Origin of the sequence: Halomicrobium sp. HM KBTZ05 (genome assembly GCF_041530035.1) — an archaeon.
Classification (GTDB): domain Archaea; phylum Halobacteriota; class Halobacteria; order Halobacteriales; family Haloarculaceae; genus Halomicrobium.
This window is the reverse complement of sequence record NZ_CP168057.1, coordinates 2,983,946-3,007,859: the sequence shown is the minus strand read 5'-3', so window position 1 is coordinate 3,007,859 and position 23,914 is coordinate 2,983,946. Positions and strand designations below refer to the sequence as shown.

Annotated in this window: 20 protein-coding genes, 1 tRNA gene and 1 pseudogene; 17 read left to right on the top strand and 5 right to left on the bottom strand. The window is 65.0% G+C overall.

What is annotated here, in order from left to right; all coding sequences use genetic code 11:
- The first annotated feature begins 58 nt into the window (after nucleotides 1-58).
- The 10 genes from ACAH01_RS15680 (at nucleotide 59) to ACAH01_RS15635 (ending at nucleotide 12,075) form a co-directional block, all read left to right on the top strand.
- A complete protein-coding gene (locus tag ACAH01_RS15680; RefSeq protein WP_372480814.1) occupies nucleotides 59-1,942 on the top strand; it encodes an SLC13 family permease in 1,884 nt (627 codons plus the stop codon).
- A 65-nt stretch (nucleotides 1,943-2,007) separates the two neighbouring features.
- Nucleotides 2,008-2,080: transfer RNA gene (locus tag ACAH01_RS15675), tRNA-Pro, on the top strand.
- A gap of 126 nt (nucleotides 2,081-2,206) precedes the next feature.
- Nucleotides 2,207-3,100 carry a hypothetical protein gene (locus ACAH01_RS15670; protein ID WP_372479811.1) on the top strand — a complete coding sequence of 298 codons (894 nt, stop codon included), beginning with the start codon at nucleotides 2,207-2,209 and terminating at the stop codon, nucleotides 3,098-3,100.
- 201 nt (nucleotides 3,101-3,301) lie between these two features.
- Entirely contained in the window at nucleotides 3,302-8,554 is a 5,253-nt protein-coding gene (locus tag ACAH01_RS15665) for an LAGLIDADG family homing endonuclease (protein ID WP_372479810.1), read from the top strand.
- The gene (locus ACAH01_RS15660; protein ID WP_170093250.1) at nucleotides 8,555-8,827 is read left to right on the top strand and encodes a hypothetical protein; all 273 of its coding nucleotides are present in this window, start codon (nucleotides 8,555-8,557) and stop codon (nucleotides 8,825-8,827) included.
- A gap of 48 nt (nucleotides 8,828-8,875) precedes the next feature.
- A complete protein-coding gene (locus ACAH01_RS15655; RefSeq protein WP_372479808.1) occupies nucleotides 8,876-9,436 on the top strand; it encodes a hypothetical protein in 561 nt (186 codons plus the stop codon).
- Nucleotides 9,437-9,475: 39 nt separating this feature from the next.
- Nucleotides 9,476-9,811 carry a hypothetical protein gene (locus ACAH01_RS15650; RefSeq protein WP_153552158.1) on the top strand — a complete coding sequence of 112 codons (336 nt, stop codon included), beginning with the start codon at nucleotides 9,476-9,478 and terminating at the stop codon, nucleotides 9,809-9,811.
- On the top strand, nucleotides 9,808-10,605 hold the full coding sequence (locus ACAH01_RS15645) for a hypothetical protein (RefSeq protein ID WP_372479807.1): 798 nt from the start codon (nucleotides 9,808-9,810) through the stop codon (nucleotides 10,603-10,605). The genes ACAH01_RS15650 and ACAH01_RS15645 overlap by 4 nt, the downstream gene beginning before the upstream one ends.
- 25 nt (nucleotides 10,606-10,630) lie before the next feature.
- Nucleotides 10,631-11,404, top strand: a complete 774-nt coding sequence (locus tag ACAH01_RS15640; RefSeq protein WP_372479806.1) for a hypothetical protein — start codon at nucleotides 10,631-10,633, stop codon at nucleotides 11,402-11,404.
- A complete protein-coding gene (locus ACAH01_RS15635) occupies nucleotides 11,401-12,075 on the top strand; it encodes a MinD/ParA family protein (protein ID WP_170093254.1) in 675 nt (224 codons plus the stop codon). The genes ACAH01_RS15640 and ACAH01_RS15635 overlap by 4 nt, the downstream gene beginning before the upstream one ends.
- A 30-nt stretch (nucleotides 12,076-12,105) precedes the next feature.
- Here the strand turns inward: ACAH01_RS15635 and ACAH01_RS15630 are convergent, their stop codons facing one another.
- A complete protein-coding gene (locus ACAH01_RS15630; protein WP_372479805.1) occupies nucleotides 12,106-12,966 on the bottom strand; it encodes a transcription initiation factor IIB family protein in 861 nt (286 codons plus the stop codon).
- A gap of 193 nt (nucleotides 12,967-13,159) precedes the next feature.
- Between ACAH01_RS15630 and ACAH01_RS15625 the strand changes: the two genes are divergently transcribed.
- Nucleotides 13,160-13,666, top strand: coding sequence for a hypothetical protein (locus ACAH01_RS15625; protein ID WP_170093256.1), 507 nt, complete (start codon nucleotides 13,160-13,162; stop codon nucleotides 13,664-13,666).
- Between the two features lie 144 nt (nucleotides 13,667-13,810).
- On the opposite strand, the gene ACAH01_RS15620 is transcribed toward ACAH01_RS15625, so the two are convergent.
- Nucleotides 13,811-14,524, bottom strand: coding sequence for a ParA family protein (locus ACAH01_RS15620; RefSeq protein WP_170093257.1), 714 nt, complete (start codon nucleotides 14,522-14,524; stop codon nucleotides 13,811-13,813).
- A gap of 47 nt (nucleotides 14,525-14,571) precedes the next feature.
- Nucleotides 14,572-14,991 (bottom strand): HIT family protein, encoded by a 420-nt coding sequence (locus ACAH01_RS15615; RefSeq protein WP_153552151.1) that lies wholly within the window; start codon nucleotides 14,989-14,991, stop codon nucleotides 14,572-14,574.
- 114 nt (nucleotides 14,992-15,105) lie between these two features.
- Between ACAH01_RS15615 and ACAH01_RS15610 the strand changes: the two genes are divergently transcribed.
- The 5 genes from ACAH01_RS15610 to ACAH01_RS15590 all read left to right on the top strand — a co-directional run bounded on the left by ACAH01_RS15610 (nucleotide 15,106) and on the right by ACAH01_RS15590 (nucleotide 18,967).
- Nucleotides 15,106-15,486, top strand: coding sequence for a secondary thiamine-phosphate synthase enzyme YjbQ (locus tag ACAH01_RS15610; protein WP_372479804.1), 381 nt, complete (start codon nucleotides 15,106-15,108; stop codon nucleotides 15,484-15,486).
- Nucleotides 15,487-15,611: 125 nt separating this feature from the next.
- Complete coding sequence (locus ACAH01_RS15605) at nucleotides 15,612-16,844, top strand: hypothetical protein (protein WP_372479803.1); 1,233 nt, start codon at nucleotides 15,612-15,614, stop codon at nucleotides 16,842-16,844.
- Between the two features lie 89 nt (nucleotides 16,845-16,933).
- The gene (locus ACAH01_RS15600) at nucleotides 16,934-18,175 is read left to right on the top strand and encodes a hypothetical protein (RefSeq protein ID WP_372479802.1); all 1,242 of its coding nucleotides are present in this window, start codon (nucleotides 16,934-16,936) and stop codon (nucleotides 18,173-18,175) included.
- Between the two features lie 80 nt (nucleotides 18,176-18,255).
- A complete protein-coding gene (locus ACAH01_RS15595) occupies nucleotides 18,256-18,615 on the top strand; it encodes a helix-turn-helix domain-containing protein (RefSeq protein WP_372479801.1) in 360 nt (119 codons plus the stop codon).
- Nucleotide 18,616: 1 nt separating this feature from the next.
- Nucleotides 18,617-18,967 (top strand): hypothetical protein, encoded by a 351-nt coding sequence (locus ACAH01_RS15590; RefSeq protein WP_004061491.1) that lies wholly within the window; start codon nucleotides 18,617-18,619, stop codon nucleotides 18,965-18,967.
- Between the two features lie 399 nt (nucleotides 18,968-19,366).
- Here ACAH01_RS15590 and ileS read toward each other — a convergent pair whose 3' ends face one another.
- Complete coding sequence (ileS, locus tag ACAH01_RS15585) at nucleotides 19,367-22,591, bottom strand: isoleucine--tRNA ligase (RefSeq protein WP_372479800.1); 3,225 nt, start codon at nucleotides 22,589-22,591, stop codon at nucleotides 19,367-19,369.
- An 87-nt stretch (nucleotides 22,592-22,678) separates the two neighbouring features.
- The gene (locus ACAH01_RS15580; protein ID WP_170093261.1) at nucleotides 22,679-22,864 is read right to left on the bottom strand and encodes a DUF4177 domain-containing protein; all 186 of its coding nucleotides are present in this window, start codon (nucleotides 22,862-22,864) and stop codon (nucleotides 22,679-22,681) included.
- Between the two features lie 83 nt (nucleotides 22,865-22,947).
- On the opposite strand from ACAH01_RS15580, the pseudogene ACAH01_RS15575 reads away from it, so the two are divergent.
- Nucleotides 22,948-23,157, top strand: a pseudogene (locus tag ACAH01_RS15575) (uracil-DNA glycosylase); the annotation flags it as partial.
- Nucleotides 23,158-23,914 lie beyond the last annotated feature (757 nt).

The following is a 23,914-nucleotide window of genomic DNA, read 5'->3' as shown; positions in this document are numbered from 1 at the left end:
GTTTTTATCCCCGCCGGCCCCCTCCTCTGCTGTGACACTGCCACCGATCACGCCGGCAATGGCGTTCGTCTTCGCCGTCGTCGCCGGTGCGCTCGTCCTCTTCGCGACCGAGCGCGTGCCCGTCGACGTGACCGCCATCGGCGTGATGGTGGCGCTACTGGTCGTCGAACCGCTGACCGCGCTGCTGGCCGACGCCGGACTGCTGACCGAGCGACTCTACGTCCTCCACGAGCCCGGCGACGCCGTCGATCCGGTGGCCGTGGGGCTCTCGGGCTTTGCCTCTCCGGCGACGATCACCGTCCTCGCGATGTTCGTCCTCTCGGCGGGCGTCCAGCGGACCGGCGTGATCCAGATCCTGGGGGCCAAGGTCGCCGCGTTGACCGGCGACAGCGAGACCAGACAGCTCGGGGCGACCGTCGGCATCGTCGGGCCGATCTCCGGGTTCATCAACAACACGGCGGCCGTCGCCATCCTGCTGCCCATGGTGACCGACCTCGCACACAAGGGTCGGACCTCGCCCTCGAAGCTGTTGATGCCGCTCTCTTTCGCCTCGATGTTCGGGGGGATGCTCACGCTGATCGGCACCTCGACGAACATCCTCGCCAGTGATCTCGCCGGCCGACTGGCGATCGAGGATCCGGCGCGCTACGGCGACCTCCACGTGTTCTCCATGTTCGAGTTCACACAGCTGGGCGTCATCCTGCTCGTCGTCGGCTCGCTGTACCTCATGACGGTCGGCCGCTGGCTCACTCCCGAACGGATCGAACCGCGTGGCGATCTGACCCAGGAGTTCGAGATGGCCGACTACCTCACCGAAGTCGTCGTCCGCGAGGACTCGCCGATCGTCGGCCAGACCGTCCACGACGCGCTGGAAGCGACCGACCTCGACATCGACATCGTCCAGCTGATCCGGGATCGCCGGACCTTCCTCGAACCGCTCGGTGCGAAGTCGATCCGGGCCGGTGACGTGTTCGCGATCCGGACCGACCGGGACACGCTCGTCGAACTGCTCGACGCCGAGGGCCTGGACGTGGTGCCCGACGTGGTCGTCGACGAGGCCGAACTCGAAGAGGCCGAAGAGCGACAGAACCTCGTCGAGGTCGTGATCGCACCGGGCTCGGAACTGGTCGGCGCGTCGCTCCGGTCGACGAACTTCCGCCAGCGCTACGACGCCAGCGTCCTCGCGCTCCGGCGCGGCGGCGAACTGATCCGCCAGCGGATGGACCGGACGACGCTTCGCGTCGGCGACACGCTCCTGGTCCAGGGAGCCGGCGACAGTATCGATCGCCTGAACAACAACCCGAACTTCATCGTCGCCCGCGAGGTCGAACGCCCCGACTTCCGGGAGTCGAAAGTCCCCGTCGCCGTCGGCATCGTCGCCGCCGTCGTCGCCGTCGCGGCACTCACGCCGGTCCCGATCGTCGTCTCGGCGCTGGCCGGCGCGCTCGGGATGGTCCTCTCTGGCTGTCTGCGCTCCTCGGAGATCTACGACGCCGTCCAGTGGGACGTGATCTTCCTGCTCGCGGGCGTCATCCCGCTGGGGCTCGCCCTGGAGGCGACCGGCGGCGCGGCGCTGCTGGCCGACCTCCTCGTGCTCGCCGCGCCGTCGTTCCCACCGCTCGTGGTACTCGGACTGATGTACGTCGTCACGGCGGTCCTGACGAACATCATCTCGAACAACGCCAGCGTCGTCCTCATGATCCCCGTCGCCGCCGAGGCCGCCGTCCAGCTCGGGGCCAACGCCTTCGCGTTCGTGCTGGCCGTGACCTTCGCCGCCTCGACGGCCTTCATGACGCCCGTGGGCTACCAGACGAACCTCTTCGTCTACGGCCCCGGCGGCTATCGCTTTACCGACTATCTGCGGGTCGGCGCGCCGCTACAGGCGATCTTTGCCGTCGTCACGACGCTGGGCATCGCCTACTTCTGGGGCCTGACTCCGTGACAGGGTGTGTCGATGTGCCACCGCAACGAAACCCTTTACTCAGCGACGGCCGCATCTGTTGGTACGGGATCGTGGGTTAGCCTGGTATACTTCGGGCCTTGGGTGCCCGTGACCCCGGTTCAAATCCGGGCGATCCCATCCACCTTTTCGTCGCCGCCCTTCCTCGCGAGCCTGCGGTGAGGGCTCCTCGAAAAACGCGGACGAAACAGACTCTCCGCATGCGTGGACAAAGCGTTTGTAACCGGGTACGCAAGTGTGGCTGGGATGGTCAACACGACGAAGTTGCTCTTGGGTCTCACCTTCGCACTGGTGCTCTTGATCGTGGACGTGCTCGTCTCTTATTTCACTGGCACCCTGGGCGACGGCGTTGCAACGTTTCTCATCCAGGCCCTCGGGACTGTTGCCACCCTCCTTTTCGTCGGAGCGACCTTTCTCACGGTCCGTCAAAACCGAACGACGATCCGGGAGCTCAGAAAGGATCGAGAAAAACAGGTCGTCATCGACGAACTCCAGTACGTCATCCAGCCCGCAATCGATCGCCTCACCGGGAATATCGAGAAACTCGAATCGGGGTTCGTCGGTTGGAAACCGGGCGACCAGGCATTTCCAGAACACGAGCAGTGGGAGCCCGACGGTGGGCTTTCGATTCAGAAGCCCCTCTCGAAGACGCAAACAGACGAGGCAGCACTGTTGCGTTCGAAAGAGCGCCATCCGGAGTTACACTCGGAACTGGCGTCGTACGACACTACCGTCGAAGACCTGACTGCCGCGGCACACGACGTGGTGCGGACAGCTGGTCCCGAACTGACGAAAAAAGTCGAGCGTGACGTGCCTCGGTTCGACTTCTCTCGGGGGAGTATGTCTGTCGACCCGCCGCGGCTTTTGTCGTATCTCTTAGACGGCGAGGGGCGGGAGTACCGCGACCTCCACACTGGCTGGTCGCAATTACTCGAACACCACGGAGACGAGTTCCGGGCGCTCCTCGACGAGGTCGCTCTCGAAGAGCGCCAGCAACTCCGCGACGAGAAGAGTCGAACGCTCGCCGAGTCACGACGGCTGAGGGCCGCTCTCATCGAGAGACGGAACACGCTTCAGGAGGAGTACGGGATCTCGGTCAACGAATTCACGCAGGAGAATCTCGTCGAGAGCGCCAAGTAATACTGCCGGCTGTAAGTCTGTGAAGAATTTCGCGACCACGGAGTCGGGAATATCTCGAAACAGTTACAGCCGGCAGTATAACGACTACTGCAGCCGTCGACATCCTCCGAACTGCTAACGGCGGCGCTTTCCGGTTCGGTCCGACCACTTCCACCCCGGTTTGCGAACCTTCTTGAGCGAGGACGCACTATCTCGGTTCCAATGGCTACCGGCGTCGACAACACCGAACTCACCGACGCGTTCGAGGAGTTCTACCGGGACTACTACCGCAACGAGATCGGTGAACTCGCCCAGAAGTACCCCAACGACCAGAAGTCGCTGTGGGTCGACTGGGACGACCTCTATCGCTTCGACCCCGACCTCGCCGACGACGTGCGCAACCGCCCCGAGCAGATGCAGGACTACGCCGAGGAGGCGCTGCGACTCTACGACCTCCCGGTCGACGTGAAGCTCGGCCAGGCCCACGTCCGCTTTCACAACCTCCCCGAGGCCGAGGACATCCGGGAGATCCGCCACGAACACCACGGGATGCTCATCGCCGTCCAGGGGATCGTCCGCAAGGCGACCGACGTGCGGCCCAAAGTGACCAACGCCGCCTTCGAGTGCCAGCGCTGTGGCACTCTCACCCGGATTCCCCAGGTCGCCGGCGACTTCCAGGAGCCCCACGAGTGCCAGGGCTGTGAGCGCCAGGGGCCGTTCCGCCTGAACATGGACCAGTCGGAGTTCGTCGACGCCCAGAAGATCCGCGTCCAGGAGTCCCCCGAAGGACTGCGCGGCGGCGAGACCCCGCAGGCCATCGACGTGAACATCGAAGACGACATCACCGGCGAGGTGACTGCCGGCGACCACGTCCGCGTGACCGGCGTCCTCAAACTCGACCAGCAGGGCGACGACCGCAATCAGTCCCCGATGTTCGACCTCTACATGGACGGGATCGACGTCTCGATCGAGGACGAACAGTTCGAGGACATGAACATCACCGAAGAGGACAAAAAAGAGATCATCGAGCTGTCCAACGAGGACGACCTCTACGACAAGATGGTCGGCGCGATCGCACCGTCGATCTACGGCTACGAGCGCGAGAAACTCGCGATGATGCTCCAACTGTTCTCCGGAGTCACCAAACACCTCCCAGACGGCTCCCGAATCCGTGGCGACCTCCACATGCTACTGATAGGTGATCCGGGAACGGGAAAATGTCAGAAATACGACACAAATGTCGTCTTGGGAGATGGAACAGAAAGAGAACTCGGGGACTTGGTCGAATCCCACCTGGATGACCCCAGAACAGTTGAAGATGGAGTCTACCAGCCTGTCGACTTCCAAGTACAGTCGTTTACACCGGCTGGTGACGTAACGACTGAACGCGCCACGAAAGTCTGGAAGCGTGAAGCACCGGAACAGATGTATCGAATAACGACTGCTTCGGGACGAGAAGTCGAAGTCACACCGTCCCATCCGCTATTCGTCCAATCCGGAAGCTCTCTGTCCGCACGACGCGCTGATGAATTAACCACCGACGAGTTCATTGCCGTCCCGCGCCAGCTCAACGGAGACAGTGACGATGTACTCGAAGTCGATTATCGAACGGTCGAGACGTACAACGCGAATCGCCTCGAACAGCCCACAGAGTTGACCCCACAACTCGCTCGTCTGCTGGGATATATCATCGGTGAAGGTCATGTCTCCGATGGTGAATCGAGCGCTTCTGTTACAGTCACGAACGCGGATACTGCAATCATTGAAGACGTGATCGATGGCTTCGAAGCCCTGGAACTTCGATGGTCTCGCCGTCCCCATCACGACAACCCTCACGTCGAAATTGCCACCTGTTCCTCGGTGGAATTCGTTGAATTCCTTCGAGAAATCGAACCTGCAATTCTCCAAACATCGGGAGAACAAGTCGTACCAGAGTGTCTCAAACGCGCAAGTTTCGAGAACAAAGCCGCGTTCGTACGTGCTTACATCGAAGGAGAGGGCTCAGTCTCATCAAAAGAGCGCGAAATAACGGTTGCGTCGATGAGTCGAGACCTTCTGGAAGGTGTGAGAACACTCCTTCTCTCGTTCGGAATAACAAGTCACATAGAGCGAAGACAAAACGATAGTTATCGTCTCCGGATCAGTGGCTGCGACTTTGTCGATTACGTCGACAACATCGGTTTCGTCACTGAGCGCAAGACCATCTCGTCAGATGCATTCGATGGTCTCGAACAAAATACCAATACTGATCTCGTTCCGGAAGTAGGAGAGACACTGCAGCAGATCCGTGAGGCGCTCGCACTCTCCCAATTCGAATGTGGTATCCCGCGGCCTACGTACCAGCATTACGAACGTGGTGATCGGCAGCCAAGCCGTGTGACACTCAAGACTGTTCTCCAAACATTCTCCGAGAGGATTGATTGGCTTCGAAAGAAGCGAGACGAACTCGAAAAGGGTGGCTGGAGTGATGTGGAGGCGCTTCGACAGGCTCTGAATGTTTCCCAGCAAGCGCTCGCACAGAACATGGAAATCGCTCAGACTGCGGTCAGCTACTACGAGCAAAACGAGGCTGTGCCGGATGGTGGACATACGACCGACGCAAAGGAAGTACTCTGTGACCGCCTTGATGAGGCACTTTCGGTTGCGCCAGCGATATCTGCACTCTCCGATCTGTGTGAAAACGATATCCACTGGGATCGAATTGAGTCGATTGAGCTGATTGATCCCGATTACGACTGGGTGTACGACCTCGAAGTCAGCGATACGCACACGTACATCGGAAACAGTGTCGTCTCCCACAACTCCCAGATGCTCTCTTACATCCAAAATATCGCCCCTCGTTCGGTCTACACCTCCGGGAAGGGGTCCAGCAGCGCCGGGCTCTGTGTCACTGGTGACACGATGATCCACACCGACGAGGGATTCCGACCGATTCGTGATCTCGTGTCGTCGGAACTCCCAGAGCCAGTGTCCGAGGAAACGTCGGTGCGAAAGCAGATCGATCTCCAGACGTTCGACCGCGATGCAGGGGAGATGCAAGATGGGACCGCCTCGCGTGCGTGGCGGATGCCGGAGAAGACGTGTCGACGGATCGAAACGAGCCACGGCAAGGAACTCGAAGCGTCCGTGAACACTCCGGTGCTGACGTGTGGCACCGACGGGATCGAGTGGACCGAGATCTCCGAGGTCGAACAGGGCGATCACGTCGCAGTCCCGCGATACGATGCTATCGACCGGTCGGAGGTGCCAGTGAGAGAGTTCCTCGAACTGACGACCGAGAAGGTCCTGCTCACGGACGACTCGATCGAGTTCCTCCGCGAGTCGTTACAGGCAGAGTTCGGGACGCTCAGAGATGCAGCCGCCGCGCTGGATCTCTCGGAGGACTTCATATATCTGCAGCTCAAGAACCGCCACGTCCCGCTGGAGAAACTCGACCGGATGCTCGATGCGATCGGGGCGACACGTGAAGACGTAGATTTCGATCGCCTCATGATCAGGCACGGGGACTCGATTACGCTCCCGGAGACGTTCGACGAGGACCTGATGTACCTGCTGGGGCTTGTGTTCGGAGACGGGGACATCTCGCTGGATCGTCGCGGCGGAAACAGAGGGATGGTCCGCATCTCGAACAGCGACGAGGCGTTACTGGAACGGGCTATCGAGATTTTCGATGCGAAGTTCGATAAGCGGCCAGAGATCGAATATCAAGACGAGAGGGTCCCCTGCATTCGAGTCAACAGCGCGACGATCGCTCGGATATTCGCCAACGCCGGAATGCAGACGCCGAAACAGGATCTCGCACTGGCCGACTCCCTGACGGTCAGTGAACACGCGGACGCCTTCATCCGTGGCCTCATGGATGCCGACGGATCCGTCTCGAACCGAGACGACGGCGGTTCGAGCGTTCTTCTGTCGACGATCAGCGACGAACTCGCTCGACAACTCCAGCTCATGCTCGAAACCTACGGTGTGCGGGCGAGGACGCGCGAACGCGACCGTCGCGGGAGCTACGAACGTGGGGACGGGTACGTCATCGAGTCCAAACACGTCCAGCAGTTCGTCGAGATCTACGGTGCAGACATCGATCGATACGCCGAGGCGATCGGCTTCGACAGTGTCGAGAAACAGCGATCGCTCGCCGAGATAACCGCTGTCGAGCGACGCCAGCGTGAGACGCTCCCGATCGGTTCAACCCTCGCTACAGTCGAGGGGGCCGCCGGCCAGTACTATCAGAACATCAACCAGAGTGAAGATCCCGGCCGTTCGCGGGCCAGATCGATGCTCGAAGATGTCGATCTGGGATCGACAGAGCCCTTCGTGAAGGAGGCGGTCGACGCCGATCTGCGATGGGACGAGGTCGTCGCCGCCGTGGACACCGGCGAGAAAGAAGTGTTCGACCTCACCGTTCCGGAAACGCACAACTTCGTCGGCAACGGCATCGTCACACACAACACCGCAGCGGCGGTTCGGGACGACTTCGGCGACGGCCAGCAGTGGACCCTGGAGGCGGGTGCGCTCGTGCTCGCAGACCTCGGGATCGCCGCTGTCGACGAGCTGGATAAGATGAATCCGGACGATCGGAGCGCGATGCACCAGGCCCTGGAACAACAGGAGATCAGCATCAACAAGGCGGGCATCAACGCGACGCTGAAGTCCCGGTGTTCGCTGCTTGGAGCTGCGAACCCCAAGTACGGCCGGTTCGACCAGTTCGAGCCCATCGGCGAGCAGATCGACCTCGAACCCGCGCTGATCTCTCGGTTCGACCTCATCTTCACGGTCACCGACGAGCCCGACGAGGAGGAAGACCGGAACCTGGCGAGTCACATCATCCAGACGAACTACGCGGGGGAACTCCACACCCACCGCACGGAGAACCCCACGTCGGACTACAGCCAGGACCAGGTCGACGCCGTCACCGAGGAGGTCGCACCGACGATCGAGCCGGACCTGTTGCGCAAGTACATCGCTCACGCGAAGACGAGTTGCTTCCCGACGATGACCGAGGAAGCGAAGACCGAGATCGAGGACTTCTACGTCGATCTGCGGGTCCAGGGGACCGACGAGGACGCTGCGGTGCCGGTGACGGCCCGAAAGCTGGAGGCGCTGGTCCGCCTCTCGGAGGCGTCGGCGCGGATCCGACTCTCGGACACGGTCGAGAAAGAAGACGCCGAGCGGGCGACGACGATCGCTCGCTACTGCATGGAGCAGATCGGCGTCGATCCCGAGACGGGCGAGTTCGACGCCGACGTTGTCGAGACCGGGACCTCGAAGAGCCAGCGCGATCGGATCCAGAACCTCAAGGGGATCATCTCCGACATCGAGGAGGAGTACGACGAGGGTGCGCCGGTCGACGTGGTCGTCGAGCGGGCAGAGGAGGTCGGGATCGACGAGTCCAAGGCCGAACACGAGATCGAGAAGCTCAAGCAGAAAGGCGAGGTGTACGAACCACGTACCGATCACCTGAGGACGACGTAGATGGACCGCATCTCAGCACTCAGGAACGTCGAGGACGCACTGGCTCGCTTCGAACGGGGCGAGTGTTCGCTGACCGACCTCGAAGCGGAAGTCCGGGGCGTCTTGCGGACCTACGCGACCGACTTCGACGGGGAGTTGCAGGCCTACCGTGCCGACGGCGGCGACGCCGACGGCGTCGTCGTCCTGGCGAGTTCGCGCCCCGACGCCCGCGACCGGGTCCAGTCGCTCGTCGAGTCGCCGGGCCGCTTCGAGGTGACGCCGGTCGATCCCTGACCTGGCAGTAGAAAGGGATTTGCGGGTGTAGTCCATGTGGTTCCGGTAATGCAGTCCGTGATCGACCGGTTGGACGGTGTGACGACGCTCCTGCTCTGTGGGTCGTGTGCGCGGACCGACGAACTCTGTGGGCGACTGCTGGCCGACGGCGGTGCTGCGGGCCGGACGGTGCTGTGGGTCTCTTTCGGACAGTCGCCGTCGGAGTGTCTCGACGACAGGGTTGCGGCGGACGCCGACCGTGCCGTCCTGGCGGTCGGCACGACGCCGACGGGTGAGCGAGACGACGACGTCACCGTCGAGGTGATCTCGACGCCCAGTGACCTCGCGGCGCTGGGGATCAAACTCAGCCAGTTCATCGCGGAGACCGACGGCGAGCTGACGGTGTGTTTCGACTCGCTGACCGAACTGCTCGGCCACGTCGCGGTCGAAACGGCCTACGAGTTCCTGCACACGGTGACCCGACAGTGCTACCTCGCGGACGCCCGGGCCCACTTTCACCTCGATCCGGCGGCCCACGACGCACAGACGGTCGCCTCGATCACGTCGCTGTGCGACGCTCGCGTCGACCTCGACAGCACGCCACCGGTCCGCATTCGAAACGGCCGCTAGTTCGTAAATTTAAACACTGATAGCAAGGATCGTGGGCGTATGTTCCTCGTGATCACGTACTCGCGGTCGGCACGGTCGTCGCTGCGCAACGTCACGCGGGCCCACGAGGAGACGACCGTCCGGCAGTTCGGTCGCGCGGCACTGCTCGCAGGGACGGCCTTCGGGGCGTTTCAGGCGTGTCGGCTCCGCGAGAAGCACGGACGGGACGTACAGATCGAGCGCGTCGAACCGTTCGTTCCGGCGGACGTCCCCGCCGACGTTCGCGAGGCTGCCGGGGCCTACGAAGACCGCGACCAGCCGTCGGTTCCCTATCGCCAGTTTTCCGCCGGGACCGACCACCCCGGGCCGTCGGCGCTCCGGGAGCGAGACCTGTGATCGTCCGGACGGCAGACCGAACGTGGTGTGGCAGCGTCGCGGACCTCCGGGCGACCGGCGTCTCCGGCCACCAGGTCGTCGACGCCGTCCGCGGCGACGACGCCGCCTGTCGCATCCACTGTCCCCCACCGGGGCCGCTCTTCGACCGCGTAGGACACGTCCATCCGGAGATGGGACTCCGGGTCCGGCCGGCACTCGCCGTCGCTGCCAGGACTCGCGGCCTCACGCCACCGCAGGACGACGAGATCGAGCGACTGCGGGCCGAACGCGACGCGATCGACGTGGACGAGCGCGTGCCACAGCACGCGACACCACCCGAAGAGGATCCGGCGGCCCTCGAAGAGCGCGTCGCCGAACTCCGCGGTCGGATCTCGGCACTGCGAGCGCACGATATAGACGCCAGCGACGAGCGGGCGGCACTGCGTGAGGCTGCCACACGGCTGTCCGAGGCACAGACGACCCGTCTCGCGGCCGCACAGACCCGGCAGGCGACACGCGAACAGCGAGACCGACGCCAGCGTCGCCTCCGCCTCGACGACCGGATCGCCAACCACGAACGCGACGCGCGCTCGTGGCTGGTCGAGCGCGTCCGCGACCCCTACGAACGGGCCGTGTTCGCGCTCGATCCCGGTGCCGACCCGTTCGACTGTGACCCGACGACCGCCGCTCTGGCGATCCTCCGTGTCGGGACCCAGCGAGCGCCGGTCGTGCTCGCGACGGAGCAGTTCCCGACGCCGGCCGCCGCGGCCGCCTGGGTGGAGGGCCCCGTCGTCGCCTGCGGCCCGGACGTTTAAATCGCGTGACGGGGCCACCGACCGTATGGTTTCGGTGGATGCGAGTGCGACGGCGATCGACGGTGTGACGCTCGTGACGGTCTCGCTGACCAGCGACGGGCTCGCCCGTCGGGTCCGCGTCGAACAGCGACTCGACGGGCCGGTGTGGCCGCCCCGCTGCGAGGGCGAACCCGAGCGCGGCTGGGACGAGTCGGGATACGAGGGCGTCGTGCCGGCCGACGGACGGCTCGCGCTGGGGTACGCGACGCCGGCACCACCGGCCCAACAGCCGGTCGTGGTCGAGGAACGCGAGGTCGTCCCGGACACGGGTGACGCCGCTGGCGAGGACGCGACGACGGTCCTCCAGCGACTCGGCGATCCGTCACCGCCCCGTGATGGGGTGCCCGAACCGGCAGCCGTTCGAGCCGACCCGCGTCCCGACTGTGACACGGCCACCGCGGCCGAGGAGACGCCAGACGCACCCGACCACAGCCCCTCTCCCGAGCACCGTGTACGCGACGAGTCGACAGCCCAGACAGTGCCGGACCGACGAGCGGGTTCGACAGATCCGGTGACCGACTGGCTCGACGGCGTCGAGGAGCGGGTGACGACGCTCGAACGACTGGACGCCGTCGAGACGGTCCCCGAGGCGACGAGGGCCCTCCAGTCGACGGGGGGACTCGCTGCCGGCCGGCGGTCCGCCCGAGCGTGTGCCGCCGACCGACGCCGGCTCCTGGCGGTCGCAGACCGCGCACGCAGGCTCGCAGATCGGATCGAGGCGACCGATCCGCCGCTGTCGTCGCTGGAGCGACTGGCATGATTCTGGCCGTGACGGGCGGCAAGGGTGGCGTCGGGAAGTCGACGGTCGCGTACAACCTCGCCGCCCACCTCGACGCGGTCGTCATTGATGGCGACCTCGGGATGGCAGACCTGCCCGCCGACCACGGGCCGGATCTGCACGACGTACTCGCCGGACGTGCGGATCCCGTCGAGGCCGTCAGAGAGGGGCCTCCGGTCTCGATCCTACCGTGTGGACGCAGTCTGGCCGGTGCTCGTGCCGGCGATCCCACGGCGCTCGTCGCCGCGATCGAAGCCGTCGAGCGCGCCTACGGCGACGTGATCGTCGACTCCCCGGCGGGATTGCGAGCCGACGTTGGCCTCCCGCTGTACGTCGCCGACGCGTGTGTGCTGGTGACCACCCCGTCCGAATCGGCCGTTACGGACGCGGTCCGGGTTCGTGAACTCGCACGAGAACTCGACGCCGGCCTGGCACGCGTCGTCCTCAACCGCGCGGACGACGGCGCGAACCCCGACGCCGTCGCGGCGACGCTTGGCGCACCGGTGAGCACGGTGCCCGACGACGCAGTCGTCGCGGACGCACAGGCCGCAGGTCAGCCGGTCTGTCGGGCGTCGCCGGGAACGCCCGCTTGCCGGGCGTTTCGATCGCTCGCCGACGCCGTCGAACGGGTCTGTCGCGGTCACCGCCCGTAGCCGCTGTTCTGTACCGTTTGCCGCCACCTCTCAGTCTTCGAGGGCCTGATACGTCGACCGCAGCGTCACCGGACTCACGTCTGCGACGGCGGCCGCCCGGGCCTGCGTCAGCTCGTAGTCCGCCTCTCGGGCGGCGGTGTAGAGACACGCGGCGGCGACGCCACCGGGGTTCTTGCCAGCGATCAGATTGCGCTCTGCTGCCAGATCGGCCAGTACCGTCGCTCGGCGTTCGATCTCGTGGGGAACGTCGAGCTCGCTTGCGAACCGCGGGAGATACTCGCGCGGATCGATCGGACCCGTCGGCAGTCCCAGCTCGCGGTTGATCGCGTCGTAGGCGACCCGTAACTCGCCGGTGCTGGCCTGAGCGTCGGCGGCGACCTCCTCGACGGTCCGTGCGATCTCGCTCGTGCGACAGGTCGTGTACACCGCCGCGGCCGCGAACCCTTCGATCGACCGTCCCACCAGGAGATCGGCCTCCTGTGCGGACTCGAAGAGGACACAGGCCCGATCCCGAATCGTCGACGAGAGGTCGAGCCGACTCACCAGCCGCCGGATCTCGATGAAACCGATGCGCTGGTTCCGGTCGCGCTTCGAGCCGGTCTGGGCGCGGCTGTGCTCTCGACGGAGGCGCGCCATCTGGCGGCGCTTGCGACCCTTGAGACGAGTCGACCGTCCGATCTCCGTCGAGAGCCCGCGGTCGTGGCGCGAGCGGGTCAGCGGTGCGCCGGTGCGTGCCTTCTGCTCTCCGTCGTCCTCGAACGACCGCCACTCGGGGCCGCGGTCGAGCTGGTCCTCGTCGACGACGAGGCCACACTGGGTACACACTGCTTCGCGTGTCGATGCGTCGATCGCGCCGTCACACTCCGGACATCGCTGTGCCGTTTGGCTCATTCTATTTCGAGATTCGTCCGGATGGAATATTTAAAACCGGGTCGTTCGGACGGTGATCGGCGGTTTCGAGCGAATTTTACCGACCGGTAACCGGTAGGTAATGCGCCCGTAGAGCCGGTCGAACTCGCCCTCGACCAGCGACGGCTTTCGCCGTTCAATGGGTTTAAATTACGAAAGAGATGATGTGATGGTAATGGGTCTCTCCGAGATCGCGGCCGGCATCGAAGTGACTGCCACCCAGCGCCAGCACGGCGTGGCGTCGGTCGATCGAACGGAGGGGACGCTCGCGGAACGCCTCGACGGCGTCGCGACTCGGCTCCCCTGTGATCCCGAGCGGGCGGCGACGCTGGTCGAGGCCTACGCCGCGGGCGAGAGCGTCGGTGACGCCGGGCGGGCGGCGGGACTCACACCGCTTACGGCAGCCAAGACGCTCCACCTGTGTGGCGAACACGTCTGTCCGCTCAGCCCGCGCCAGCGCGACGTGCTCGACGACTGGCTCTCGGGGGATCTCGCCCGCAGCGAGGCGGTCGCACTCACCGGCGCGAGCGAACGCGAGTTCGCGCTGGCGACATACGTCGCCACGCACGAACCGATCGCCGACGCACGCGAAGCGCTCGAAGGCGCGCTGACAGACGGGCAGGGGACCGACCGACAGGCGTCGCTTGGCGACGCCGTCGAACAGCCGTCGGATCTGCTCTGAGGCGGATCGTTGTCGTCGTTTTCCCGGCTGAATGGACACTCTCGTGTGGTCGATCCGGGACAGACAGTCACCCGTACGAAGCTGTGGTTGTCACCGCCGTCCGATTGCCGGTCGCGATTCGACACGGCGGGCGAGCCAGCGGTGTCAGCTCAGCAGCCCCTCCTCCGGGAAGTCGAGATCGAGCGAACAGCGACAGAGCGCTTCGGTCATGGTCGCGACGGCGGGTGCGAACTCGGTGTCGGGATCGATCGCGGTCGGCTCCGTCACGCCACGTTCGGCGGCGGGAAGCTCGTAGTCCGCCGACAGCGCCGTCTCGCCGTCGGCGAACGTCCCGACCACCGCGTCGGCGTCGAATCCAAGGTCGACGAGTCGGCCGCGCATCCGGGGCAGGTGGTCGTTGCCCCGCCGCGTCGCCGGTGCGACGAGCGCTCGCCGATCGGCCCCCCGGACCGCTGCGACGGCCTGGTTGTCGGCCACCGGGGGCACGTCCAGCAACACGTGGTCGTACTGTCCCGCGGCGTGGTCGATACACGTCTCCAGTCGCTGTGCCGCGTCGACCGTCTTGGCGCGTGCGAGTCGCTCGAACGGTGCGTGAGCGGGGTACAGTGCCACCTCGCCGTCCAGCTCGGGCCACCCCGGAATGGCCGCTTCCGAGAAGCCGGTCTCCTCGACCAGAACCGCCGTGAGATCGGGGTCCAGTCGTCCCTCGACGTAGGTCGACAGTCCCTGTGTGCCGAGCGCGGCGTCGAGGACGGCGACCGAGTGGCCGTCCCGCGCCAGCGTCGCCGCGGTCTCGACGACGGTGCGTGTCGTGCCGACGCCGCCAGCGACGCCGACGAACGCGAGCGTGTCTGCCATCGTAATCTTCGATCGCTCGCCACAGGATAAAAAGGGCCGGACTCCGGCTACGGCTCGATCGCCGCTTCGATCTCGTCGAGTTCCTCGTCCGAGAGATCGGGCCGGGAGCCGAACATCGCGTGGATCGGGCCGCCGCCGTCGCCCTCGAAGCGGGGGACGACGTGGGCGTGGACGTGGGGAACCTCCTGGCCGGCGTCCTCGCCGTTGTTGAAGGCGACTGTCGTGGCCGGTGCGTCGACGGCGGCCTCGACGGCCGGGACGACCTCGTGAAGCGCGCTGTACAGGCCCGTCGCTTCCGCGGCCGGCACGTCGTCGAGGCGCTCGTGATGGTTTTTGGGGATCACGAGCGTGTGGCCGCGAGCCAGCGGGTTCGCGTCGAGGAACGCGACGGCGTCGTCGGTCTCGTGGACGATTCGGCCGGGGATGTCGCCCTCGACGATCGAACAGAAGATGCAGTCCTCACTCATACTCGCCCGTGCGTCCGGCGACCAAATCAAAGTTCGCCACTCGCCCGTCACTACTCGCGACGGTCGCTCGCAGATATCGACCGGTTCACGTTCCCCGCCGTCCACGTCTGGGACATGCCGACGTTCACAGTCGAGACGGACCGCCGCTGTCAGGCCGTCGACGTGACCGAACGAGTCGAGTCGGCGCTGCCCGCCGACGCGAACGGAACCGCGACGATCTTCGTGCAACACACGACGGCCGGCGTCGCCGTCAACGAGGCGGAGTCTCGTCTGCTCGGTGACTTCGAGTCGATGCTGACCGATCTCGTGCCCGACGACGGGTGGGACCACGATCGACTCGACGGCAACGCCGACGCCCACCTGCGGACGCTGTTGCTCGGACCGGGCGAGACCGTTCCGGTCGACGACGGCGACCTCTCGCTCGGGACCTGGCAGTCCGTGTTGCTCGTGGAGTGTGACGGGCCACGAGAGCGGACGGTGACGGTCCGAGCGTGAGGGCGGATCGTCCGATACGTTCGGGCTGCTTCTCAGACGGCGTATAAATCCTTCGCCGATGCTTGCCGGCGCGCGGTCGACGACCCGGTATAAAGGTGACCGGCTGTCATCGATTACGTACCACGATGGTTCCACTAGACGACTCCTCCCGGTCGACGCGTCGCTCGGTGCTCCACCGCGCCGCGACGGCCGTCGCGATCGGGCTGACAACCGGTCTCAGTGGCTGTAGCGGTCTCCCGCCACTCGGCGACAAGCCCCAGTACGGCCGCGTCGATATCCCCGACCCCGGCCCGCCGGAGTACCGCCGCTGGCTCCCCGCAGGGTGGGACAGCGACACGGACGAAGACTGGTTCCTCACCTACGTCGAGCCCGGACCGTTCGACGGCCCGGTCCCCGAGGAGTTGGTCTCTCGCCGGGCCGTCCAGCGCCGGGACCTGGAGTACCTCGGGATCGGCTACGAGAACTACGACAGCCTCACGCGTACGACCCTCGCCACCGTGCGAGAGGGGACGTTCTCGGCTGACACGGTTCGGTCCGCCCTCGCAGACAGTGGCTACGAGCCCGACGGCACGTACCGCGACTACGATCTGTACGCTCGCTCGGACATCTCGCGCCGAGTGGCCGTCCGGGACGGTGTCGTCGTCTCGACGAGCGCGTCGCTCCACAGGACGCCGGACCTGGAGGCGACGATCGACGCCGGAGACGGACAGACGGAGCGGTATCACGAGGTCGATCCCATATTCGAAGCGGTCACCGACGCGGTCGGTGCCAGCCGACTGCTGTCGATCGGCGACCACCCGAGTCTCAATCCGACCGTCGCTGCCCTCGGTGCCGACGCGTTTCGGGTCGACGGGGACGCTGCGTACCACGTCCTGCTCGAACAGTATCCGGAGACGGTCGAACAGCCCGGCGAGCGGATGAAAAGCGCCATCGAAGACGAGCACTACACCGGTATGGCGGCGGCCGACACCATCGACATCGGCGTCGACGGCCGGCTGGCGACGGCCGGCGCTCGCGTTTCGCTGCAACCGGACGAGCCCCGCGACTTCGTCCACGATCCGCCCCAGATCACGTGGGGCGTGGCCTTCGACGCGGAGACCAGTACGGTCACGCTCCGCTACGAGCTCGGTCCCGAACTCGACGCCGACCGCCTGTGGTACGATCTCGTGCCCGTCGACGCGGTCAACCGGATCGAGAACCAGCCGCTGTGGCCCGATCGAGACACTGTCGGACCGGGCGACGAGGCGACAGTCGAGATGAGTGACCGTCCGGACGCCGACGGCGTCGACGTGCGCTGGGGGCCGAAAGACGACCCCGGAATGGGGCTGTTCAGCTACGTGCCCGAGCGTGGCGACTGATCCACACATAAATCCTTCGCCGATGTTTGCCAGCACACGGTCGACGACCCGGTATAATGGTGGCCGGCTGTCATCGAGTACATGCCACAATGGTTCCACCAGACGACTCCTCCCGACCGACGCGTCGCTCGTTTCTCAACGGCGGCGCGACGGCCGCCGCGATCGGTCTGATGACCGGACTCAGCGGCTGTACTGGAAGTCTGCCACCGCTGAGCAGCAAACCGAAGTACGGCCGCGTCGACGTTCCCGATCCCGGTCCGCCGGAATACCGCCGCTGGCTCCCCGCAGGGTGGGACAGCGAGACCGACGAAGACTGGGTCATCACCTACGCCGAACCAGGACCGTTCGCCGGTTCCGTCCCCGAGGAGTTCGTCGCCAGACGGGGATTGCAGAAGATGGAACTGGACTACTTCGGGATCGGCTACGAGAACTACGACAGCCTCACGCGTACGAACCTCGCCACGGTGATCGAGGCCGATTTCACGGCTGACGACGTGGCGTCGACGCTGGCAAACACTGGCTACGAGCCGGACGGATCGTATCGCGACTACGACCTCTACGCCCGTTCAGACGTACGTCGACGAGCTGCGGTACGAGACGGCGTCGTCGTGTGGGCGAGTGCGTACAGGCACACCGCACCCGACATCGAAGCGACGATCGACGCCGGACACGGTCACAGTCGCCAGTACCACGAAGAGAGCGACGCGTTCGCGGCGGTCACCGACGCCGTCGGCGCGAGCCGACTGCTGTACGTCGGCGGCTCTCATCCGGGGCTCAACCCTGGCATTGCCGAACTCGGTGCCGACGCGTTTCGGATCGACGACGGTGTCGCCTACCACCTGTTGATCGAACGGTACGAATCCGCTGCCGACAACTCCACAGACAGGACAAAAAGCGCCCTCGAACAGCAGCGACACGAACTCACGACGGAGGCGAGGACCGTCGACGTCGAGGCCGACGGCCGATTCGCGACGGTCACTGCTCGGGTGCCGACCCGGCCGGATAGCGAGCGTGATCCGATGGACGACCCGCCCCAGATCACGTGGGGCGGACGCTTCGATGCCGCGACTCGAACCGTCACCCTTCGTCACGAGGCCGGTGAGTCGGCCGATTCGGATCTGATCTGCTACGACATCGACACGCCCGAGGACAGGGGAGAGGTCGAGAAGAAACCGCTCTGGCCGGACCAGCACACCGTGAGTGCCGGTGACGAGACGACCGTCGACTTGAGCGACGAGCCCACCGCAGAGGGAATCAGCGTGGTGTACGGTCCGCTAGACGACGTTAGCTTCCGAATGCTATTCACGCTGCCACTGGAGGACGACCGATGAGCGCCACGATCGCGCCTCGTCTCACACCCTCGCAAGCGGCACGCCCTCGGACAGCCGAGGACAAAATACTTGTTCCACGTATGTCAGACGATCCTGTGGACGAGGACCCAGACGTTGCCGATATCGTCGCCTTGCTCGACGACGAGCACGTTCGGTCGATCCTCGTCGCGACGAGTGGGGAACCGCTGTCGGCCAAGGAACTCGGCGAGCGCTGCGATCTCTCGGTGTCGTCGATCTATCGACGGGTCGACGAGCTCTGTGACTGTGATCTGCTTACCGAGCGAACGCGACCGCGCCGCGACGGCCACCACGAGACGGTGTACGTCTCGACGCTCGATCGGTTCGAGCTGACGATCCGCGACGGCGAACTGGACTGGACGATCGACCGGGCAGAGAGCGATCCGGCCGACGAGCTCTCGCGTATGTGGGGGAAACTCTGAGATGGACCTCTTCAGCGCGCTCACCGACCTCTTCGGTATTGTCGGCCTCGCTGCCGGGGTGGCAGCGACCGGCTCTGCCCTCGTTGGCCTCTACATCGGCGGCCAGGCCTATCGCGGGCTCCGACGCAACGACGACCCCTCCATGCGGTACCTCTCGATCGGGATGATCCTGCTCTTCGGCGTGACGTACGTCCTGGCGGTGGCTGGACAGGGACTCTTCATGTTCCGCATCGCTCCGATCCGCTACCAGAACGTGTTCCGACTGATCGTCCGCCTCCTCCAGTTTGGCGGACTCCTCTTGATCGCCTACTCCCTGCGTATCGCGACCGACGATCGGTCGACTCCCCCATAGCCGCCCGCAACCGCTGACGCCCCCCCCCCTCCACCACGTTCCGACCGATCCCTCCTCTGGGCCGCCGCTAACTCTCTGACTCGCTCGTCTTCGCAGGCCGCGACGAGAGTGGAACACTCCCGGTGGTCGCGTGCTGTGCTGGTCACTCACATCCACCTTTTTCCGCTTCGGATTCGCTCGCTCTGCTCCCGAACCACTCGCGCAAAAACGTGGGCGAAAAAGCAGCACGCTCTCGGTGGTCGCGTGCTGTGCTAGTCGCTTACGTCGGCCGCGGCGATTGCCTCGATCGCGATCTCGCATCCACCTTTTTCCGCTTCGGGTTCGCTCGCTCTGCTCCCGAACCACTCGCGCAAAAACGTGGGCGAAAAAGCAGCACGCTCTCGGTGGTCGCGTGCTGTGCTAGTCGCTTACGTCGGCCGCGGCGATTGCCTCGATCGCGATTTCCATCTCGACGCCTTCGACGTCCCAGGTCTTGCGGTGGCCGTCGTCGACGGTCGCGAACTCGTCGGCACGAACCTCCTCGGCGATGAGCGTCTCGTGTTCCCGGACGAGGTCGTCGATGCGGTCGTCGGCCACCGCCAGATCCAGCCGGATCCGCTCTTCGAGGTCCAGTTCCAGGTCCTTGCGCATCTCCTGGACGCGGCGGATGACCTCGCGGGCGTATCCCTCGCTCTCGATGTCCTCGGTCAGCGTGGTGTCGACGTAGACGACGCCGTGGCCGCCCAGTGCCTCGAAGTCGGTGCTCGCGACGCCCGCCGGGGTCTCGCGGCGGAACGACACCATCTCGTCGGTGAGCTCGATCGACTCGCCGAGCGCGTCCGAGACGGCTGCTTCCAGCGTTTCGAGGCTGGCCTCCTCGACGCGGGCCTCGTTGAGTGCGTTCATCACGCGGCCGGCGTCGTCGCCGAACGCCGGTCCGAGTTCGCTCATGTCGGCTTCCGCGGAGTAGGCCAGTTCGCCCCAGGCGTCGCCGCCGCCGACGATCTCGACGGTACGGGCGTTGAGCCGGTCGGCGACGAGGTCGGTGTGGGCCTCGATGGCATCGGTCACGTCGTCGCTGTCGGTGTCGATCACGACGCGCGTGACCGGCCAGCGGAGCTTGCGTTCGGCCTGCTGGCGGGCGTTCGAGCCGGCCTCCTCGACGGCGCGGGCGACGGCGACCTCGTCTTCGAGGGTGGGATCTCGCAGGTCGTCGTCGGCCGTCGGCCAGTCGCACATGTGGACCGTCGGATGTTCCGTTTCGCCGGTGAGCGTGCCGTAGATCTCCTCGGCGACGAACGGCGTGAACGGTGCCAGCAGCGCGACGACCTCGCGGAGCACGCGGTACAGCGTCGCGTAGGCGGCTCGCTTGGACTCGCTGTCGTCCTCTTCCCACATGCGCTCGCGGACCAGCTGGACGTAGTAGCGGGACACGTCTTCGACGACGAACTCGAGGACGCCCTCGATGGCGTCGTCCTGCCGGAACTCCTCCATCGCCTCCGTCGCTTCGGCCTCGACCGTCTGGAGCCGCGAGAGCACCCACTCGTCGGCCAGGTCCAGCGTCACGTCGGCGACGGTCGTCGCCTCCGGGTCGAACCCGTCCATCCGCATGTACGGCAGCGGGAAGCGAAAGACGTTCCAGAGGATGTTGAGCCGTCGCTGCATCTCCTGGGTCCCGTCGTACGAGAAGTTCATGTCCTCTCCGCGGGCCGCGAGCGACAGGAGGAATGCTCGCATCGGGTCCGCGCCGTAGTCGTCGATGACCTCGCCGGGATCGACGCGGATGTCCTTGGACTTGCTCATCGCGCGCCCGTCGGGCATCAACGCGTGGCCGTGCATCACGACGCGCTCGTAGGGACTCGCGCCGACCGCCGCCGTCCCCATCCCGAGCTGGGACCAGAACCACCCGCGGGTCTGGTCGTGGGCCTCGATGATGAGGTCGGCGGGCCACAGCTCGTCGAAGGCCTCGCTCTCGGAGGGGTAGTCGATCGTCCCCCACGTCGCGACGGCGGAGTCGAGCCACACGTCGAACACGTCCGGCACCCGCTCGTAGGTGATTCCCTCCTCGGTGATCGTCAGGTCGTCGACGGTGTCCTTGTGGAGGTCGACGGTCTCGGGGTCGATCTCCTGGTCGACGCGCTCGGCCAGCTGCTCGCGGTCGCCGACGACGATGGCGTCGTCCATGTCGCCGCTCCACTCGACGGGCTCGCCGTCGGCGTCCTCGCTGGGCAGCCAGATCGGGACGGGCGTCCCCCAGTAGCGCTGGCGGGAGACGTTCCAGTCGGGGGCCTCCTCGACGAAGTTCCGGAACCGGTTCTCGCGGGCCTCGTGGGGGTACCACTCCGAGTCGTCGATGTTGTCCAGCAGGTCGTCTTTGATGTCCGTGATCGTGATGAACCACTGGTCGGTGACGATCTGGACGATGCCCGTGTCACAGCGCCAGCAGTGGCCGTAGCTGTGTGTCGTCGTCTCGGCGGCCAGCATCCGATCGCGGGCTTCGAGGTCATCGATGATCTGCTCGTCGGCGTCTTTGACGAACTGACCTTCGTACCTGCCGGCAGCCTCGTCGTAGACGCCGTCGGGACCGACCGGACAGAAGATCTCCAGCCCGAGTTCGCGCCCGCGCTCGAAGTCCTCCTCGCCGTGGCCCGGTGCGGAGTGGACCAGCCCGGTCCCTTCGCCCTCGGTGTCGACGTACGGGGCTTCGTACACCTGTCCCGCACCCTCGCCGTCGGGTGCGTCGGGCACTTCCTCGCGGAGCGGGTGGTCGTACTCCCAGCCGAGCAGGTCCTCGCCGTTCAGCTCCTCGACGATCTCGTAGTCGTCGTACCGACCCGCCCGGAGCACCTCGTCGACTTTCGGCTCGGCGACGTACAGCAGTTCCGTCTCCCCGTTCTGGGTCGCCTCGACGCCGACGTAGCTCCCCTCGCCGTCGACCGCGACGAAGGTGTTGGCCGGGATCGTCCACGGCGTCGTCGTCCAGACGACCAGGTTTCCCTCCCGGTCGGCGAGGTCGAACTTCACGTAGATCGACGGGTCCTCCACGTCCTCGTACTCGACCTCGTTGTTGGCGATGGCGGTCTCACAGCGGGGACACTGGGTGATCGAGCGCTGGCCCTGCTCGACGAGATCGCGCTCGTGGGCGCTGGCGAAGCCCCACCAGGCGGCTTCCATGTACTCGGGTTCGACCGTCCGGTAGGGATCGTCCCAGTCCATCCAGACGCCAAAGGACTTGAAGTCCTCTTGCAGGCCTTCGAGGCTGTTCTCGGCGAACTCCCGGCAGGCGTCGACGAAGTTCTCGACGCCGAACGCCTCGATGTCTTTCTTGTTCCGGAAGTCCTTCTCCTCCTCGACTTTGGTCTCGATGGGCAGGCCGTGCATGTCGTAGCCCGGCCGGTCGGTCACGTCGTAGCCACACATCCGCTTGTAGCGGATGTACACGTCTTTGAGGCTCTTGTTCCAGGCGTGGCCCATGTGGGCCGAACCCGAGGTGTAGGGCGGTCCGTCGACGAAGAAAAAGTCCTCGCCGTCGGCCCGGTGCTCCACTGTCTTCTCGTAGGCGTCGACGTCGTTCCAGTACTCGAAGACCCGCTCCTCGACCGCGGCGGGGTCGTACTGGTCGTCGACGGGGGCGAAGCGTTCCATACCCGAGTACTGCGACGCCGGGACTAAAGGACAATCGGTTGTGTGTGACTCCTTTGGCGGGACACGCCGAGACGCCCGGCCGACCCGCTACACCTCGCGCTGGAGCAGGAGACTGACTGTCTCGCCGGTCTTGTCGGTGATCGGGGCGGCAACGTCCCACCCCTCCGCACCGAGTTCGTTCAGCTCTTCCATCGGCGGGCTGACGTCGCCGCCCAGGCCCGCGATCATCACCTCGCTGTTCACCTCGATCGTTCGGTACTCGTAGGAGGGCATACACCGACCAGCGGGGCCACCAGCGGCAAACCTCTTGTGGTCGGTCCGCCACCGCTTTGGCACCCAGGCCCCTGGCTCGTCGTGTGACCGCGTTCCCCGACGACGAGGACCGCCACGCACTCGCGTCCGACTGCCGGCGCTGTCCGGCGCTGATCGAGAGCCGGGAGTGCATCTCGTGGGGCAACGGCCCGCTGGACGCCGATCTGGTCGTCGTCGGTGAGGCACCCGGTGAGGGCGATCCCGACGCCGAGCGGTGGCGCGGCGGCAACTACACCGGGATGGCCTTGTGCTCATGATGACCATGACCACGTGGTGTTCGGTCCCCATTTGACTCGTGAATGATGCTCCGAGCGCTCTCGTTCACGGCGAGATTCTAACGAGGTCCATATGATGTCTGGAGATCCCAATATGCCCTCTCAGGGAGTGTCAGCGACTATGACGGCCTGTCCATCGTCGTCCCAGTAGTGAGACTTGACGTTTGTTGATATTGCGCCCAGCAGTCGCTGAATCAACCGGTTGCGGGTGGTCTGGTCACAATGAGCAACAACGACCGAATTAGATGAGAAAGCCAGTAAAGACGGTCATCATACCGAGTAAAATGACTATTATCCCTTTGCCTTGCTGTACAAATCTTCCTCGGTCAGATAATTCAGAATCTGCAAATGAGTGGCCTGCCCCGAAATCAACCAGTTTCTGCGGATGTACGACGCTGTAACCTCCAGCCATGGATAACCCAAGCCCGAGGAGGACCACCGGAAGATTCACTATTATAACAGATGTGCTCAATCCAAATAAATACATGTATTATAAACGTGCTTTATAATGTAGCGGCCTTCCAATGATGGATTGACCACTTCACTCCACTTTTTCTTAGTCGGGGATCCTCGCCTCGCTCACGCTCACGCTCACTCCTCATACCCACTGGGTAGCTGTTCCAATCTGAGGGGGCTGAATGAAACCGTTGTCATCCACATCATATGCCACCTCTCTGCGTACGGGTACGAGGAGCCGACGACGCCGACACACGAGTCGTTCGCCGAGGAGGCGGAG